This is a genomic window from Bradyrhizobium murdochi, from assembly GCF_000472965.1.
Taxonomy (GTDB): Bacteria; Pseudomonadota; Alphaproteobacteria; order Rhizobiales; family Xanthobacteraceae; genus Bradyrhizobium; species Bradyrhizobium murdochi.
Genome location: NZ_AXAU01000001.1, coordinates 162,244 through 177,587, shown reverse-complemented (window position 1 = coordinate 177,587; position 15,344 = coordinate 162,244). Strand labels below are relative to the sequence as shown.

Below are 15,344 nucleotides of genomic sequence, written 5' to 3'. Positions count from 1 at the left end.
AAATTTGCTAGCGCCCCCTTTATTTCCGAAGTTCGCGAAACTGGGGCCGCGAGAGATCGCGAACTTCGGAAACGGGGCGCTAGTCTAGCTAAAGCACGAGCAACAAGAGCACTAAAATGGGGATGGGATGAACGACGCCGCGACCGCCGTAAAAGAAGAAAAAGAAGCCGATCATCATCCCTATTTCCGGCCCAAGGATGCAGCGACGCTGATCCTGATCGACCGGTCCGGCGACAAACCGAAAGTTCTGGTCGGCAAGCGCCACGACAAAGTGGTGTTCATGCCGGGCAAATATGTTTTTCCCGGAGGCCGCGTCGACAAGTCGGACAACCGCATCCCTGTGGCCGCACCAATTTCCCCGGAGCTCGAGGCCAATCTGCTCAAGGGCAGTCCGAAGATTGCACCCTCGCGGGCGCGCGCGCTGGCGGTTGCTGCGATCCGCGAGGCCTGCGAGGAAACCGGCCTCTGCCTCGGATGCAAGGTCGACAAGCCCGTGAAACTCGAGGGCGCCTGGAAGCCGTTTGCGGAAGCAGGCCTCTTACCCGATCCATCCGGCCTGTTCCTGATCGCACGCGCGATCACCCCGCCTGGCCGCGTCCGCCGTTTTGATACGCGCTTCTTCACGGCCGATGCGTCAGCCATCGCCCATCGCGTCGAAGGCGTGATCCACGCCGATGCCGAACTGGTGGAGCTGGTGTGGGTCGAGATCGGCTCGCAGCCGCTCGCCGACGCGCACGCCATGACCAAGAACGTGCTCGCCGAACTCGATCGTCGGCTCGCAACCGGTCCGCTGCGCCACGACGCGCCGGTGCCGTTCTTTCATTTCTACGGCGGTAAGATGCAGAAGGACGTGCTGGGGGCGTAGGCCCTCCTCTCTCCCCGTCATTGCGAGGAGCGAAGCGACGAAGCAATCCATCTCGACGCTTGCGGCGCTATGGATTGCTTCGCTTCGCTCGCAATGACGGTATTGGCTGCACGCCGAATATCCTATCCCCATCCCTTAAATTGCAAAATTCTTCTCGATCCCGCCCATTGGCGTTGCCCTAATCGCCTCCCTATCTCTTTCCCAACAATAACAGCGACGGAAACGGGGAATGGCACAGCGGCAACTCAAGCTCGGCGCGTTCATGCGGCCGGTCTCCATCCACACCGGCGCGTGGCGCTATCCCGGCGCCTGGCCCGATGCCAATTTCAGTTTCCCGCGTATCAAGCAACTGATCCAGAAGCTCGAGGCCGGCAAGTTCGACGCGTTCTTCATGGCCGATCATCTGGCCGTGCTGAACATGCCGATCAATGCGCTCAAGCGCAGTCACACGGTCACCTCGTTCGAGCCGTTCACGCTGTTGTCGGCGCTATCAGCCGTGACGGAACATATCGGCCTGATCGCGACGGGATCGACGACCTTCGACGAGCCCTATCACGTGGCCCGGCGCTTTGCCTCGCTCGATCACATCTCAGGTGGACGCGCGGGTTGGAATATCGTCACCACCTCCAATCCGGATGCTGCGCTCAATTTCGGGCTCGACGATCACATGGAGCACGCCGAGCGCTACAAGCGGGCGCGCGAGTTTTATGACGTGGTGACGGGTCTGTGGGATTCCTTTGCCGATGACGCCTTCGTGCGCGACGTCGAGGCCGGGCTCTATTTCGATCCAGCGAAAATGCACGTGCTCAATCACAAGGGCAAATATCTCTCGGTGCGCGGGCCGCTGAACATCGCCCGCCCCGTGCAGGGCTGGCCGCTGATCGTGCAGGCCGGCGCGTCCGAAGACGGCAAGCAACTCGCCGCGGAAACCGCAGAAGCCGTATTCACCGGCGGCGGCAGCCTTGCCGACGGGCAGAAGCTCTATGCCGACATCAAGGGCCGCATGGAGAAGATCGGCCGCAACCCCGAGCATCTGAAGATCCTGCCCGGCGCCTTCGTCGTGGTCGGCGACAGCGTCGAGGAAGCCAAGGAGAAAAGGGCCAAGCTCGACAGCATGGTGCATTACGACAGCGCCATCGCTTCGCTCTCGGTGCAGCTCGGCACCGACGCCTCCGGCTTCGATCCTGACGGCCAGTTGCCGCCAATCCCCGAAACCAACGCCAGCAAGAGCGGCCGCCAGCGCCTCGTCGATACCGCTGCGCGCGACAAGCTGACGGTGCGCCAGCTCGCCCAGCGCGTCGGCGGCTATGGCGGACTATCATTCGTCGGCACGCCGCAAACCATCGCCGACCAGATGGAGAAGTGGCTGATGAGCCGCGGCAGCGACGGTTTTAACATCATGTTTCCGTTCCTGCCCGCGGGGCTCGACGACTTCGTCGACAAGGTGGTGCCGGAACTGCAGAAGCGCGGGATTTTCCGGAAAGAGTATGTGGGCCGGACGCTGCGCGAGAATTTGGGGCTGCCGAGGCCGAAAAACCGGTTCTTTGAGGGTTAATGAACGGCTTCCGCAAAAGTGGGCACCGGTTTTGCGATCAGAGTACGCGCAAAACATGGATTCTACCTCGAATCAGGCCGGTTTTTGCCCCGAAAACCTTGACTTTGGGCGATCAGAAGCTAGGTTGCGCGGCAAATGCAGGCCGGTTTGGCCGGCGCCTGACACTCCCATTTTTGAGGTTCTGAACATGGCCAAAGCGGTCACCATCAAGGTCAAGCTCGTTTCCTCGGCGGATACCGGCTTCTATTACGTCGCCAAGAAGAATTCGCGCACCATGACCGACAAGCTGGTCAAGAAGAAGTACGACCCGGTCGCGCGAAAGCACGTCGAATTCCGCGAAGCGAAGATCAAGTAATTCGGCAGCGCATCGCTGACGGTTTGAACGGGGCCCTTTCGGGCCCCCTTTTTTGGCTGACCCGGCAAGGCCCGCCTTCCCATAATGAACTGAGCTTGCGTCAACTGAAAAGCAAAAGGCCTCCGCGATTATCGCTGGAGGCCTTCAGTATCACGAGGGGTACATCCGCCCTCGCTAGACTACTCGGTTATTCCTTGGCTTCTCTTGCGAGGCGCTGGTTTCATACGTGATGCACATCAACGCATTGTGACAATCGCAGCGACAGTCGCCATCATCCCTCGGGACAAGAGGGCGCACACGTTGGGGAACGGCGGATAGACTACGCCGCTTGCATCTGCGGCGGTCCGCTCGGCCGGATCAGCGCGAACGCGACCTGGACAATGCCGCCGGCCAGGCCGAGCGCGACGCCGATCCGCCACGCCATGGTGTAGGAGCCGAGCGCGTCGTACAGCACCCCGCCGCCGAACGCGCCGAGGAAGCTGCCGATTTGGTGGCTCATGAAGGCGAGCCCCTGGATCATCGCCTGCCATTTCAGGCCGAACATTTCCGCCACTGCGCCGGCGACCAGCGGGCCGACGCCCATCCACAGAAAACCCATGATGGCGCCGAACAGCAGCGTGGTTGCCGGCGTCGGCGGCAGCGTGAAATACCAGGCGAGCGCGATCGAGCGGAAGATGTAAATGCCGCCGAGCAACGCCAGCTTGTTCCAGCGCTGGCCGGCCCAGCCGAAGAAGATGCTGCCGAGCACGTTGAAGCCACCGATCATGCCGAGCGTCTGCGCGCTCAGCATCGGGTCCATGCCGCAGGTCGCCAGATAGGACGGCAGGTGCGTGGTGAGAAAGACGAGCTGCATGCCGCAGACGAAATAGGCGCCGGTCATCACCACGAAAGACGCATTGGAAAACGCCATCTTCGTTGCGACGGTGGCTGATGCATCGTCGATCTCGTCTTCTGTCGGCTTAGGCAGCGGGATCTTGTCTACCCTGCCCGCATACCACGCGGCCGGAATCATGATGAGTGAGAGGACGACGAAGCCTACGAGCCCCATCCGCCAGCCATAACCTTCATTGAGCATCTGCCCGATCGGCGCCGACAATAGCGCGCCGAGGGAGCCGGCGCCCGACACCAGGCCGAGCACGGTGGAGCGCACCGACGCAGGAACGGCGCGGGCCGCAACCGACATCGCAATCGCCGCCGCGGTGCATGCCAGCGATGTGCCGATCAACACGCCCCCGCCGACCATGACGGCGAGAACGCCGTTCGCCCCGGCCATCAAGGCAAGGCCGGCGATATAGAGCAGCGCACCGACCACCATGATGGCGCGAAAGCCGTAGCGCACCGTCAGCGCCCCGGCGAGCGGCTGTAAAAATCCCCAAGCGAGGTTTTGCACCGCGATCGCCAGCGTGAAGTCGGAAATCGATATTTTGATATCCTGCGTCAGCGGCTGCATGAAAATGCCGAGCGACTGCCGCAGCCCCATGCTCAGCGTCAGCATGATGGATGCGCCGATCAGGATGGGCAGCGTCGGACGCAGGATTTGCAGTAGGGCCATTGTTTTTATTCTCCCTATCGGCCGCGGGTCGAAAGCCGCGTCCTGCAATTGGCATCTAAAATAGGTACACAGATCTGTGTAATTTGGCTATAAGCTTGGCACTGCTGTCAAGGAAGAGGCGACCCACGCATTCGCATGGCTACCCTGCCCGCCAAACCGGCGATGAAGGAACGGATTCTGGAAACCGCAGATAGGCTGTTCTATCTGCAGGGAATTCGCGCGGTTGGCGTCGACACCATCGCGGCCGAAATCGGTATCAGCAAGCGCACGCTGTACAATCATTTTCCGTCCAAGGACGCGCTGATCTCGGCCTATCTGGCGCGGCGCTTCGTGGCGCCGCGGCCTTCCGACAAGTCGCCGGTCGAGCAAATTCTCGGCACCTTCGATTCGCTGGAGCGGCGCTTCTCGGCAAAAGATTTTCGCGGCTGTCCCTTCGTCAACGCGGTGGCCGAACTCGGCGAGGATCGGTCGGTCCGAAAGGTTGCCGTCGAGTTCAAGGAAAGCCGCCGCCTCTGGTTTCGCGACCTGCTGGTACAACTCGGCATCCGCCAGGCGGATGCGCTGGCGACGCAGCTCGCTTTGCTCGTCGACGGCTCGATCGCCCAGGATCTCGTCCGCAACGACCCCACGATGGCACGCGCGGCAAAGGAAGCCGCAACGGTGCTGCTCAGGAATGCGGGAGTGAAGATTGGTGCTCCTGCGCCGAAGCATGCGGCAAAGAAACGGCCGTCAAGGTCGGCAATCTGAAGCCATTTCGTCCGTCGTCCCTGCGAACGCAGGGACCCATACGCCGTGGCTTTTCAATGGGCCGATGTGGTAGTCACCTTCTGCAACAAACAACATCAGTGGTTATGGGTCCCTGCGTTCGCAGGGACGACGCCGCGGAAAGATCAGGGAGCGACAATGGAAGACCTGAAAGTGACCGCAAACGGTTACGACTTCAAACCGGCACGCGCGGCCATGCAGCGCTATATCGACAACAACCTGCTGTCAGGCATTTCCTGGGCGGTCATGGTCGGGGGCGATCTCGTCGACGTCAATTGCATCGGCTGGGCCGACAAGGAAGCGCAGACGCCACTCCGCACCGATCACATCTTCCGCGTCTTCTCCAACACCAAGCTGATCACCTCCTGCGCCGTGCTCTTGCTGTTCGAGGAAGGAAAACTCAAGCTCGACGACGCCATCGAAAAATTCATTCCGCAGCTCGGAAATCGCCAAGTGCTACGGCCCGGCGCCAGCTCGCTTGACGATACCGAGCCTGCAAAGAGCTCGATCACCATCCGTCAGTTGCTCAGCCACAGCTCCGGCCTGAGCTACGGCTTCTTCGATCCTGGTACGGCCATGTACAAGGCGCTTAACGAGCGCGGCGTCCACAATCCCATGACGACGCTGGCCGACATGGTGGACGTGCTGGCCGGTCTGCCGCTGATCTATCAGCCGGGCACGTCGTGGGAATATTCGCTGGCCACCGACGTGCTCGGGCGGCTGGTCGAAGTCATCAGTGGCCAGCGTTTCGACAAGTTCATCCAGGCGCGCATTCTCGGCCCGCTCGGCATGGTCGATACCGGCTTCGTCGTGCCGGAACAGGATCAGGGACGGCTCGTCGCCTATTACGCCGGTGCGGACGTGATGGAGCCGATGAAGCCGGGATTGACCCGAACCGACAACGCGCCTTTCCCCGGCGCTTATCTGCGCCCAATCGCAAGACTGAGCGGCGGCGGCGGCCTGGTTTCAACCCTGCCCAACATGGTCGCGCTGATCCGGAGCCTGCTGCCCGGCGGGCCGACCCTGCTCAAGCCCGAGACGATTGCGCTGATGCTGACCAACCAATTGCCCGAGGGCCAGTGGATCCGCTTTGCCACGATGGGAGAGCAGCCCGGCAAGGCCTTTAGCCTGGCCGGCGGATTGATCCTGACGCCTTCGGCGTTCGATCACCCCAATGCCGCAGGCGAACTCTATTGGGGCGGCGTCGCCGGCACCCAATGGTGGATCTCGCCGAAGCGCAACATGGCCGGCGTGATGATGGCGCAGCGCCAGATGGCGTTCGTCCATCCGTTTTCGTTCGAGTTCAAGCGGCTGGCGTATGAGGCGGTGAAGCAGGGCCGCGAAGAAATGCGGGCATCCGCGTAAGCATCCACACAACGGCTGTCGTCACCCGCCAACGGGTCGCGCGAATGCGCGCCCGATGACAGGCTCCGGCGGGTGATCCAGTATCCCAGAGACACTAGTTGTTGAGCGGAGAAGCCGCGGTGTACTGGATACCCCGCCTGCGCGGGGTATGACGACCGGTGGTGCAACTGCGCGCCATCGCCTACGCCGCCGCCGATACCACCCTATTTCGTCCGTCGTGCTTGGCGCGATAGAGCGCGGTGTCGGCGCGCTTGAGCACGTCGGCGACCGGCTCGCCCTTGTGGTCCAGCGTCGCCAGGCCGATCGAGATCGTGACGTCGATCCGCTTGGTGCCCTTGTTGACGGCAAAGGTTTCGCCGGCGATCGAGCGGCGCAGGCGCTCGGCGACCATGCCGGCGACGGTCAGGTCGGTTTCCGGCATCACGATGACGAATTCCTCGCCGCCATAGCGGCAGGCGAGATCGATGCCGCGGATCGACTTGCGGATGCGCACGGCGAATTCGCGCAGCACGTCGTCGCCGGCGTCGTGGCCGTAGGTGTCGTTGATGGATTTGAAGAAGTCGATGTCGAGGATCATCAGCGCGAGCGGCTTGCCGCGGCTCGAGGCCTGCTCGACGAGCGTCGAGAGATGGCTTTCCATGTAGCGGCGGTTGTGCAGCCCGGTCAGCGCGTCGGTGATCGCCATTTCGATCGAGTTCTGCACGTTGTCGCGCAGGTGGTCGGTGTAGCGCCGCTTGCGGATCTGGGTGCGCGCCCGCGCCAGCAGTTCGTTCTTGTCGACGGGACGCAGGAGATAGTCGTTGACGCCGATTTCGAGCCCGCGCAGCAGCCGCGCATTGTTGTCAGCGTCGGAGATGGCGAGAATGGGCAACTGACGGGTGCGCTCCAGCGAGCGCGCCTGGCTGCACAGCCGCAGGCCGTCGTAATTTTCCAGGCTGAGAGAGACGATCAGCAAATCGTAATTGCCGTCAGCAGCGTGAAACAGAGCTTCCGCTGGATTGATTTCAACGTCGACGGTGTGCTCGGCGGCAAGGATCGGCGCCAGCCGCTCGTAGGACGACGGCCGGTCGTCGACAAGCAGGATCCGTCCGCCGACGCCCTTGTCGGCAATCGCGCTGCGCTCGGGCGCTTCCATGCCGATCTCGAGCGAGGTGATAGCGCGCATGCGCAGCTCATCGGTCATCATCTTCAGCCGCGTCAGTGACCGAACGCGCGCGATCAGAACGATGTCCGATACCGGCTTGGTGAGAAAATCGTCGGCCCCGGCTTCCAGCCCGCGGACGCGATCAGACGGGCTGTCGAGCGCGGTGACGATCACGACGGGAATGAAATGGGTCGCCGGGTTGGATTTGAGGCGGCGACAGACCTCGAAGCCGTCCATGTCCGGCATCATGACGTCGAGCAGGATGATGTCGCATTCGGAGCGCGAGCAGAGGTCGAGCGCCTCGGCGCCGTTGGAAGCGGTCAGCACGTCGAAATATTCGGCCGACAGCCGGGCTTCCAGCAGCTTGACGTTGGCGGGAACGTCATCGACGACGAGAATACGCGCAGACATCGAAACTCACCCCTACCCGATAAAACGCCGTACGGTTTCAATAAACTTGCCGACGGAAATTGGTTTGGACAGATACGCCTCGCAGCCGCCTTCGCGGATGCGCTCTTCATCGCCCTTCATCGCAAACGCGGTGACGGCAACCACCGGAATGGCGCGCAACTCCGGATCGTCCTTGATCCAGCGCGTCACTTCGAGGCCCGACACCTGCGGAAGCTGGATATCCATTAGGATCAGATCAGGGCGCAGCTTGCGGACAAGATCGAGCGCTTCGAAACCATTGCTGGTGCCAGAGGTTTGATAGCCATGCGCTTCCAACAGATCGCGAAAGAGCTTCATATTGAGCTCGTTGTCCTCCACGATCAGGACGGTTTTCGCCATCCCGTCCCTCCCTCATCCCAGGAAACAAGTCCGGCCTTTCGGCACGTCTTGCACCGACGCCGCCCCCTGTCGAAAACTGAATTCAAACTAGCGCCAGATTCGCTCTAAGCCGTTAAATCGATGCGCCAACTTTTACGAAGCGGTCCAATTGTTGAACACACTGCGCAGACTCGGGCATGATGGTTCCCAAATTAGAGACCATAAGTTAACGGAAAGGCAAACGATCTATTGAAAAAGCCTGTTCACAACCCTCGCGAAGTGGCTGAAATCGTTGCGGTTCAGGCGCTGAGTTTCATCGCCGGCGATCCCGAGCGGCTCGGCTTGTTCCTGGCTGAAACCGGCATCGGTCCGGAGACGCTGCGCACGGCCGCTGCCGACCCGCAATTTCTGGCCTCGGTGCTGGATTTTGTGATGCGGGACGACGCCACCGTGAAGGCATTTGCGAGCGCCTCGCAACTGCACCCGACCAACATCGCCGCCGCCCGCCAGGTGCTCGGCGATCCGCATTGGGAGCGCGACGTGCCGTGAGCGCGCAGGCGCCGCCAGCCTTGGAAGGCCCACGCGCGTTTTGCCGGGATTGCCTCGGCGACCTCGATATCAAGGCAAGGCGATGCAGTGAATGCGGTTCCCCGCGCTTGGTCCGCCACCGCGCCCTGCCCTCGCTGACGCTGGCGCATATCGATTGCGACGCGTTCTACGCCACGGTGGAGAAGCGCGACAATCCGGAACTTGCCGACAAGCCCGTGATCATCGGCGGCGGCAAGCGCGGCGTGGTTTCGGCTGCCTGCTATGTCGCGCGGACTTATGGCGTGCGCTCGGCGATGCCGATGTTTAAAGCCCTTGCGCTCTGCCCCCAGGCGGCCGTGATCCCGCCAAACATGGCCAAATATGTCCGCGTCGGCCGCGAGGTGCGGCATGCCATGCAGACGCTGACGCCGCTGGTAGAACCGCTCTCGATCGACGAGGCATTTCTCGATCTTTCCGGCACGCAGCGTGTTCACGGCATGATCCCCGCAAAAGTGCTGGCGCGTTTTGCCCGCGAGGTCGAGCGCGACATCGGCATCACGGTTTCCGTCGGCCTGTCCTGCAACAAGTTCTTGGCCAAGATCGCCTCCGATCTCGACAAGCCGCGCGGCTTTGCCGCCCTCGACCAGATTGAGGCCCGCGAGATGCTCGCCGACAAGCCGGTCGGCTTCATCTACGGCGTCGGTCCCGCGACCCAGGAAAGGCTGCTGCAGCGGGGGTTTCGCATCATTGCGGACCTGCAGCGCGCCAACGAGGTCGAGCTGATGAAGCAGTTCGGCGGCGAAGGCCGCCGGCTGTGGCGACTGGCGCGCGGCATCGACGACCGCAGCGTGGTGCCGGATCGCGGCGCCAAGACGATTTCGAGCGAAACCACGTTCGAAAACGACATCCGCGATTTCGCCACGCTGGAACGGCTGTTGTGGCGGCTGTCGGAAAAGGTGTCGTCCCGGCTGAAGAACGGCAATCTTGCAGGCCTCACCATCACGCTGAAACTGAAGACCGCCGATTTCAGGCAGCGCACCCGCTCGCAATCAATTCAAACGCCGACCCAACTCGCCGCGAAGATCTTTGCGGTGTCGCGCGAAATGCTGGCCAAGGAGATCGACGGCACCGCCTTCCGCCTGATGGGTACAGGCGTCAGCGCGCTGCGCGAGGGATCGCGGGCCGATGACATCGACATGCTCGACCGCCGCTCGGCCCACGCCGAGCGCGCGATGGATGACTTGCGGAAAAAGTTCGGCGATGCCGCGGTGATCCGCGGCATCGCGTATCAGGGGCCGGCGAAGGAAGAGGATGAGGAGGAAGAGTAAACGCTCTCTCCCCGTCGTTGCGAGGAGCGTAGCGACGAAGCAATCCATCTAGCCGTTATGCCGCGCCATGGATTGCTTCGCTGCGCTCGCAATGACGGACTCAATCGACGACGGCCACGGCCTCAATCTCGATCAACCATTCCGGGGCCGCGAGCGCCGTTACACCGACGAGCGTGCTCGCCGGCGGCTCCATACCTTCAAAGAAAACCGAGCGCGCCTTGCCGATGATCGGACGGAGCTCAGGCTTGTAGCCAACGACGAAAGTGGTGATCTTCACGATGTCCGCGTAACTCGCATCGGCCGCTTTCAGCGCCAGGCCGATATTCTGCATCACCTGCGTCGTCTGCGCGGCTATGTCACCCTCGCCGACCACCCGCCCCTCCTCGTCGGTGGAGACCTGTCCCGCGATGTAGATCGTGCGCGCGCCCGAGGCGGCGACGACGTGGGAGTAAGCCGGATTGTGGTGAAGGCCGCTTGGCCGAAGTTTTTCGAGCTTGCTCATGTTTGCGCCTCCCTGACGTGCATGGTTCGGCCGAAGCGTATCCGGGTCCGGCGCTCTCGACCAGACTCGTTGTCGCAGGATGCGCAGCACGCGTCCCAAGGCCTGACCCGAGGACGAGGCCCCTTAATTGCAAGGGCTTGGAATCCCTGACGCCGAATTGCCCCACCCTCAAGGAAAATACCAACTAACGGGCTTGAACCGGCAAGGAATGATCAGATTTCTATCAAGTCTCCAACTTGTAGGGCCCGTAGGTCGGGATGCGTCCACGAAACCCTACGCGGAAGGAGCGGAACATGGCCTTTTTAAAACGGGAGTTACATCGGCAGGTCAAAGGCCCGGAAATCACGGAGTTGGATTTTTGGAACCTGGTCTTCGACACCGACACCAAGCGCTTGTACGTCGAACATGAGTGGAGCTACCTGGATTCGCGTATCCGCGGCGCGGCGGACTATCGAACAGACGTAATGGACATCGCGGAGTATCTGACGCAGGGCGGTCAAACCGCTGGTCACCGCGAACTCTGGCGGTTGCTGCGAGGGATCTTCAAGGAACAGTTCGAACCTGAGGAGTATGACCGCCAAGCGGCACTTTCGGAGCAGCCCCCTGCTCAGGAAGTCGAGCAGAAGTCGCCAAGTCCCTGACGCAGATCGTGATGGCATGACGGCAAAGCCAGCCCTCGGCTTCAGAAGACGGTCGACTTGCGCAGCGGTTGTCAGAGCATCTTGCCGATGACCTTGGCCATGTCGTCCACCGAGAAGGCTCGCAACGACTCGGTGCGAACATTGCCCAAGGCGCCGAGGCTCAAGCTAAGCGTCATGGCGGAAAATTCATCCGGCGCATCGATGATCGTCACAATGTCGTAGCGTCCCTGCGTCCAGAACAGCTCCTTTACCGTAATTCCGAAGGTCTCGGCCATTTTCTTGAAAGCCTCTGCCCGCTTCGGCGAGTCCTTCGCGCTCCGGATTCCCTGATCGGTGAAGTTGGCAAGCACGACGTAAGTTACCATGCTGGCTCTCCCTGGTTGTCGGGTTTAACCGAACCTCCTGGCTGTTCACGGCCGTCCATAGATCGGCGCTCGTGGAGCCCTGCACGGCTATCTCACGAAAACTGCTCAAGGTCCGCTTTGAGCGCTACCAGGAAGCGAGCGGCCTCGCCGCCTGTCACGACGCGATGGTCGAAGGTGAGCGACAACGGCAGCACGCGCCTCACCGCCGGCTGGCCTCGATAGGCGACCACCCCTTGGGTAATCCGCCCCGCGCCTATGATCGCCACTTGTGGCGGTACGACGATCAGGCTGGCGAAGCGGCCTCCGATCATTCCGAAATTCGACAGGGTAATCGTCGCTCCGCGCAGTTCTCCCGGAGGTATCGAGCGCGCGACCGCGTCCGCCCGCATCCGGTCAAGCCCGGTTCGCAGGTCAGATACGTCCCGCTCGGCGACATTGCGCAACACAGGAACTATAAGACCACCCCCGGTGTCGACGGCGATGCCGAGATCGATACGGTCGATCACACGCCGTTCACCGGCGTCGGAATTGTACCAGGCATTGAGCGAAGGCTCCGTCTTGCAGGCGACAGCGATGGCGCGCACCAGTCGGATTGTCACGTCCTCGCCGGTTCGCCAATCGTCGATATCGGCCTCGTCGGTGACGCCAGCCGGGACGATCTCGGCGTGCGCCGTCGTCATGCGCTGAGCCATCGCGCGCCGCAAACCGCGCAACGGTTCGGCAGGTCCGGTATGGGACAAGCCCTTGGCAGCCCGTTCCACATCGGCACGCGTGATGGTGCCGCCGGGCCCGGTGGCTTCGACCAGATCGATGTCGACATCGAGCTTGCGGGCGAGCGCGCGCACCGCCGGAAACACTTGGGCTTTCACCTGGGCTTTCTGTCCAGCCGCTGGCCCGGAAGGTGCCGCTGCCGCCGGCGGCGGCTCGCCTGCGCCAAGTTCGCCGACAATGGTGCCGGTGTCTTGCTCGGGGCCTTCGGCAAACTCGACAAGCGGCGCGCCGACCTTCACTACATCGCCCTTGGCGCCGAACAGATGCAGGACGCGTCCGCTCGAGGGTGACGGCACCTCGACGACGGCTTTGTCGGTTTCGACCGAAACCAGTGGCTGATCGGTAACGACGTGATCGCCTTCGTTGACATACCAGTTCACGATCTCGGCCTCTTCGAGGCCCTCTCCCAGATCCGGCAATACGAACTGGCGCATGGGATAAACCCGCTGGCAATCAACTGAACTGGCATGCTTTGCGCGCGGCCGTGACGATACGATCAACCGACGGCATCATGTGTTGCTCGAGCCGCGCCATCGGAACGATCGTGTCGTAGCCGGTGACGCGGGCCACGGGTGCGAGCAGAGAGGTCAGAGCGCGCTCGGCAATCAGCGCAGCGATCTCGGCTCCGAATCCGCCGGTGCGTGTCGCCTCGTGCACGATGACACACCGCCCTGTTTTTGCGACCGAACCGAGCACCGTGGCTTCATCGTAAGGCTTGAGCGTGGCGAGATCGATGACCTCGGCGGCGACGCCGTCGGCAGCCAGCGCGTCGGCCGCCGCCATGGTTTCTTTCAGCATCGCCCCCCAACTGATCAGGGTGACGTCGCGGCCCTCCCGCAGGACAAAGGCGACATCCAGCGGCAAAGCTTCACCGTTATCTTCCACCTCGCCTTTCGCCGCGCGGTAGATGCGGGTCGGCTCCAGAAACACCACCGGATCGGGATCGCGGATCGCGGCGAGCAGTAGTCCGTAGGCACGCTCCGGCGACGAGGGAATGACGACGCGTAAGCCTGGGATATGGGCGAGCATCGCCTCGGTGCTTTCGGAATGATGCTCCGGCGCGCGAATGCCGGCGCCATGCGGCGTCCGCAGAACCATTGGGCAGGTGAGCCGCCCCTGGGTGCGGTTGCGGAATCGGGAGGCGTGGTTCACCAGTTGATCGATGCAGGGATACAGAAACCCCATGAACTGGATCTCGCCGACGGGCTTCAATCCCTGCGCCGCCATGCCGACACAGAGCCCGCTGATCAGGAGTTCAGCAAGCGGCGTGTCGAGGACACGCTCCGGACCGAAGCGCGTTTGCAGGCCAACGGTTGCGCGGAAGACGCCGCCGTTGATGCCGACATCTTCGCCAAGCACGACGACATCAGAGTCATCCTCCATCGCGCGGGCGAGCGCCAGATTGACGGCCTCGACCAACGTCATTTCAGGCATCGCCCTCTCCCGCGAGTTGGCGGCGCTGCGCGGCGTAGGTCTCGGGCAGCTCGGCATAGAGATGATCGAACATGGTTTCGGGTCGGCGCGGTTCCGTTGCCAGGTAGCGCTCGACCGCCGCCTCGACGCGCTCGTGGCACTCTGCGGCAAGCCGTTCCTCCTCAGCCTTGCTCCACATTTTTTGGCTCACGAGATAGTTCCTGAGGCGCGCAATCGGCTCCTCTTTCCAACGGGCCTGGACTTCGTCAGCCGAACGATAGCGTAACGCGTCATCGGAGGTCGTATGATCGCCGAGCCGGTAGGTGACCGCCTCGATGAAGCGCGGGCCCCGGCCCTCACGGGCGGCGGCAATGGCGTCTTCGGCCGCGGCGCGCATCGCCACAACATCGCTGCCGTCCACCTGCTCGCCGATAAAGCCGGCGGCGACGGCTTTCTGCGCCAACGTTTCGCAACCGGTCTGTAGTCGTAACGGGACGGAAATGGCCCATTGATTGTTGGTGGCGACGAACACGACCGGCAATTTGTGCACGCCGGCAAAATTCATCGCCTCGTAGACGTCACCCTTCGAAGTGGCGCCATCGCCGAACATGCATACGGCGACACGCGGCTGCTTGCGAAGCTTGAAGGCATAGGCAACGCCGGCTGCATGCGGCGCCTGCGATCCCACGGGAACACAAAACGGAAAATCCTGAACCGGTCCGGAGAATTGATTGCCCCGCTCGTCCCCTCCCCAGAACAGCAGGATCTCCTCCAGCTTGACGCCACGCCAGATCAGCGCGCCATTGTCGCGATAGGAGGGCAACAGAACGTCCTCTTCGCGCATCGCACTGGCTACGCCAACCGATACCGCCTCCTGGCCGAGCGAAACGGCGTAGGTCCCGAGCCGGCCGGTGCGCTGCAATGCGACAGCTTTCCGGTCAAAGTTGCGCAGCAGCAGCATCGCTCGATAGAGCGCGGTGACGAGGTTGGCATCGGAGGCGAATGCAGGGAGCGGCCGGTTAATCGAGCCGTCTGGCGCGAGGTAATTGCGGTGGCGCACCTCAAAGCGCGCGATGACGGGAAGTCCTCCGTCTGCCATTTTTTTGCTGGCCACGTCCTCGCTCCCAGAGCGATTCTGCATCCCACCATTCGTAATTGGTGCTGGGCCGGAACAATACAAGATGGGTGCGCCCATCTCGCATGACTATTGCTGCACCGCGCTCGCGGGGCGACCTTTACCATCGTGGAAACGACACCGCGTCAGTGGTATATCAAGCTATGGCAAATGGTCAGGTTGTCCTCGTAACGACTGAACCGTTGGGAGGCGGCGCACCAGTTCGCTCGGTCTACTATGTGGCTGAACAGGATCCGGAAAAGGCCGAGGCAATCATCGCAGCAATGATGGCCCCGAATGAAAGGGTCGAGGC

At 62.2% G+C, this 15,344-nt stretch carries 16 protein-coding genes; 8 read left to right on the top strand and 8 right to left on the bottom strand.

The annotated features are described in order from the left end of the window. Window positions 1-127: 127 nt before the first annotated feature. From YUO_RS0100955 to rpmG, 3 genes are all read left to right on the top strand, one after another. Window positions 128-865 carry an NUDIX hydrolase gene (locus YUO_RS0100955; RefSeq protein WP_028345610.1) on the top strand — a complete coding sequence of 246 codons (738 nt, stop codon included), beginning with the start codon at window positions 128-130 and terminating at the stop codon, window positions 863-865. Window positions 866-1,094: 229 nt separating this feature from the next. After that, window positions 1,095-2,420, top strand: coding sequence for an LLM class flavin-dependent oxidoreductase (locus tag YUO_RS0100950; RefSeq protein WP_028345609.1), 1,326 nt, complete (start codon window positions 1,095-1,097; stop codon window positions 2,418-2,420). Between the two features lie 187 nt (window positions 2,421-2,607). Then, complete coding sequence (gene rpmG / locus YUO_RS0100945) at window positions 2,608-2,775, top strand: 50S ribosomal protein L33 (RefSeq protein WP_007603295.1); 168 nt, start codon at window positions 2,608-2,610, stop codon at window positions 2,773-2,775. 319 nt (window positions 2,776-3,094) lie between these two features. On the opposite strand, the gene YUO_RS0100940 is transcribed toward rpmG, so the two are convergent. Further along, window positions 3,095-4,327: an MFS transporter gene (locus tag YUO_RS0100940; protein ID WP_028345608.1), complete on the bottom strand. Its 1,233-nt coding sequence runs from the start codon at window positions 4,325-4,327 to the stop codon at window positions 3,095-3,097. 135 nt (window positions 4,328-4,462) lie between these two features. Between YUO_RS0100940 and YUO_RS0100935 the strand changes: the two genes are divergently transcribed. Next, a complete protein-coding gene (locus YUO_RS0100935) occupies window positions 4,463-5,074 on the top strand; it encodes a TetR/AcrR family transcriptional regulator (RefSeq protein ID WP_028345607.1) in 612 nt (203 codons plus the stop codon). A gap of 156 nt (window positions 5,075-5,230) precedes the next feature. Then, a complete protein-coding gene (locus tag YUO_RS39455; protein ID WP_235782601.1) occupies window positions 5,231-6,457 on the top strand; it encodes a serine hydrolase domain-containing protein in 1,227 nt (408 codons plus the stop codon). 181 nt (window positions 6,458-6,638) lie between these two features. Here YUO_RS39455 and YUO_RS0100925 read toward each other — a convergent pair whose 3' ends face one another. Then, window positions 6,639-8,012 carry a PleD family two-component system response regulator gene (locus tag YUO_RS0100925; RefSeq protein WP_028345606.1) on the bottom strand — a complete coding sequence of 458 codons (1,374 nt, stop codon included), beginning with the start codon at window positions 8,010-8,012 and terminating at the stop codon, window positions 6,639-6,641. Between the two features lie 12 nt (window positions 8,013-8,024). Then, the gene (locus tag YUO_RS0100920) at window positions 8,025-8,390 is read right to left on the bottom strand and encodes a response regulator (protein WP_027538546.1); all 366 of its coding nucleotides are present in this window, start codon (window positions 8,388-8,390) and stop codon (window positions 8,025-8,027) included. Window positions 8,391-8,618: 228 nt separating this feature from the next. On the opposite strand from YUO_RS0100920, the gene YUO_RS0100915 reads away from it, so the two are divergent. Next, window positions 8,619-8,918 (top strand): DUF3572 domain-containing protein, encoded by a 300-nt coding sequence (locus YUO_RS0100915; RefSeq protein WP_028345605.1) that lies wholly within the window; start codon window positions 8,619-8,621, stop codon window positions 8,916-8,918. Further along, window positions 8,897-10,225, top strand: coding sequence for a DNA polymerase IV (locus YUO_RS0100910; protein WP_083754422.1), 1,329 nt, complete (start codon window positions 8,897-8,899; stop codon window positions 10,223-10,225). Before YUO_RS0100915 ends, YUO_RS0100910 begins: the two co-directional genes overlap by 22 nt. Window positions 10,226-10,325: 100 nt before the next feature. Here YUO_RS0100910 and YUO_RS0100905 read toward each other — a convergent pair whose 3' ends face one another. Next, entirely contained in the window at window positions 10,326-10,727 is a 402-nt protein-coding gene (locus YUO_RS0100905) for a RidA family protein (protein ID WP_028345603.1), read from the bottom strand. A 293-nt stretch (window positions 10,728-11,020) separates the two neighbouring features. On the opposite strand from YUO_RS0100905, the gene YUO_RS0100900 reads away from it, so the two are divergent. Next, window positions 11,021-11,368 carry a hypothetical protein gene (locus YUO_RS0100900; protein WP_028345602.1) on the top strand — a complete coding sequence of 116 codons (348 nt, stop codon included), beginning with the start codon at window positions 11,021-11,023 and terminating at the stop codon, window positions 11,366-11,368. A gap of 71 nt (window positions 11,369-11,439) precedes the next feature. Here the strand turns inward: YUO_RS0100900 and YUO_RS0100895 are convergent, their stop codons facing one another. From YUO_RS0100895 to pdhA, 4 genes are all read right to left on the bottom strand, one after another. Continuing rightward, on the bottom strand, window positions 11,440-11,733 hold the full coding sequence (locus YUO_RS0100895; RefSeq protein WP_028345601.1) for a GYD domain-containing protein: 294 nt from the start codon (window positions 11,731-11,733) through the stop codon (window positions 11,440-11,442). A 92-nt stretch (window positions 11,734-11,825) separates the two neighbouring features. Continuing rightward, the gene (locus YUO_RS0100890; RefSeq protein ID WP_028345600.1) at window positions 11,826-12,938 is read right to left on the bottom strand and encodes a dihydrolipoamide acetyltransferase family protein; all 1,113 of its coding nucleotides are present in this window, start codon (window positions 12,936-12,938) and stop codon (window positions 11,826-11,828) included. A gap of 19 nt (window positions 12,939-12,957) precedes the next feature. Continuing rightward, the gene (locus tag YUO_RS0100885; protein ID WP_028345599.1) at window positions 12,958-13,938 is read right to left on the bottom strand and encodes an alpha-ketoacid dehydrogenase subunit beta; all 981 of its coding nucleotides are present in this window, start codon (window positions 13,936-13,938) and stop codon (window positions 12,958-12,960) included. Further along, window positions 13,931-15,016 (bottom strand): pyruvate dehydrogenase (acetyl-transferring) E1 component subunit alpha, encoded by a 1,086-nt coding sequence (gene pdhA / locus YUO_RS0100880; RefSeq protein WP_028345598.1) that lies wholly within the window; start codon window positions 15,014-15,016, stop codon window positions 13,931-13,933. Before pdhA ends, YUO_RS0100885 begins: the two co-directional genes overlap by 8 nt. Window positions 15,017-15,344: the final 328 nt, after the last annotated feature.

What these genes read in the sequence shown, in the direction of transcription:
- YUO_RS0100955 (WP_028345610.1), top strand. Translation starts at nt 128, where the DNA reads ATGAACGACGCCGCGACCGCCGTAAAAGAAGAAAAAGAAGCCGATCAT.
- YUO_RS0100950 (WP_028345609.1), top strand. Translation starts at nt 1,095, where the DNA reads ATGGCACAGCGGCAACTCAAGCTCGGCGCGTTCATGCGGCCGGTCTCC.
- rpmG (WP_007603295.1), top strand. Translation starts at nt 2,608, where the DNA reads ATGGCCAAAGCGGTCACCATCAAGGTCAAGCTCGTTTCCTCGGCGGAT.
- YUO_RS0100940 (WP_028345608.1), bottom strand. Translation starts at nt 4,327, where the DNA reads ATGGCCCTACTGCAAATCCTGCGTCCGACGCTGCCCATCCTGATCGGC.
- YUO_RS0100935 (WP_028345607.1), top strand. Translation starts at nt 4,463, where the DNA reads ATGGCTACCCTGCCCGCCAAACCGGCGATGAAGGAACGGATTCTGGAA.
- YUO_RS39455 (WP_235782601.1), top strand. Translation starts at nt 5,231, where the DNA reads ATGGAAGACCTGAAAGTGACCGCAAACGGTTACGACTTCAAACCGGCA.
- YUO_RS0100925 (WP_028345606.1), bottom strand. Translation starts at nt 8,012, where the DNA reads ATGTCTGCGCGTATTCTCGTCGTCGATGACGTTCCCGCCAACGTCAAG.
- YUO_RS0100920 (WP_027538546.1), bottom strand. Translation starts at nt 8,390, where the DNA reads ATGGCGAAAACCGTCCTGATCGTGGAGGACAACGAGCTCAATATGAAG.
- YUO_RS0100905 (WP_028345603.1), bottom strand. Translation starts at nt 10,727, where the DNA reads ATGAGCAAGCTCGAAAAACTTCGGCCAAGCGGCCTTCACCACAATCCG.
- YUO_RS0100900 (WP_028345602.1), top strand. Translation starts at nt 11,021, where the DNA reads ATGGCCTTTTTAAAACGGGAGTTACATCGGCAGGTCAAAGGCCCGGAA.
- YUO_RS0100895 (WP_028345601.1), bottom strand. Translation starts at nt 11,733, where the DNA reads ATGGTAACTTACGTCGTGCTTGCCAACTTCACCGATCAGGGAATCCGG.
- YUO_RS0100890 (WP_028345600.1), bottom strand. Translation starts at nt 12,938, where the DNA reads ATGCGCCAGTTCGTATTGCCGGATCTGGGAGAGGGCCTCGAAGAGGCC.
- YUO_RS0100885 (WP_028345599.1), bottom strand. Translation starts at nt 13,938, where the DNA reads ATGCCTGAAATGACGTTGGTCGAGGCCGTCAATCTGGCGCTCGCCCGC.
- pdhA (WP_028345598.1), bottom strand. Translation starts at nt 15,016, where the DNA reads ATGGCAGACGGAGGACTTCCCGTCATCGCGCGCTTTGAGGTGCGCCAC.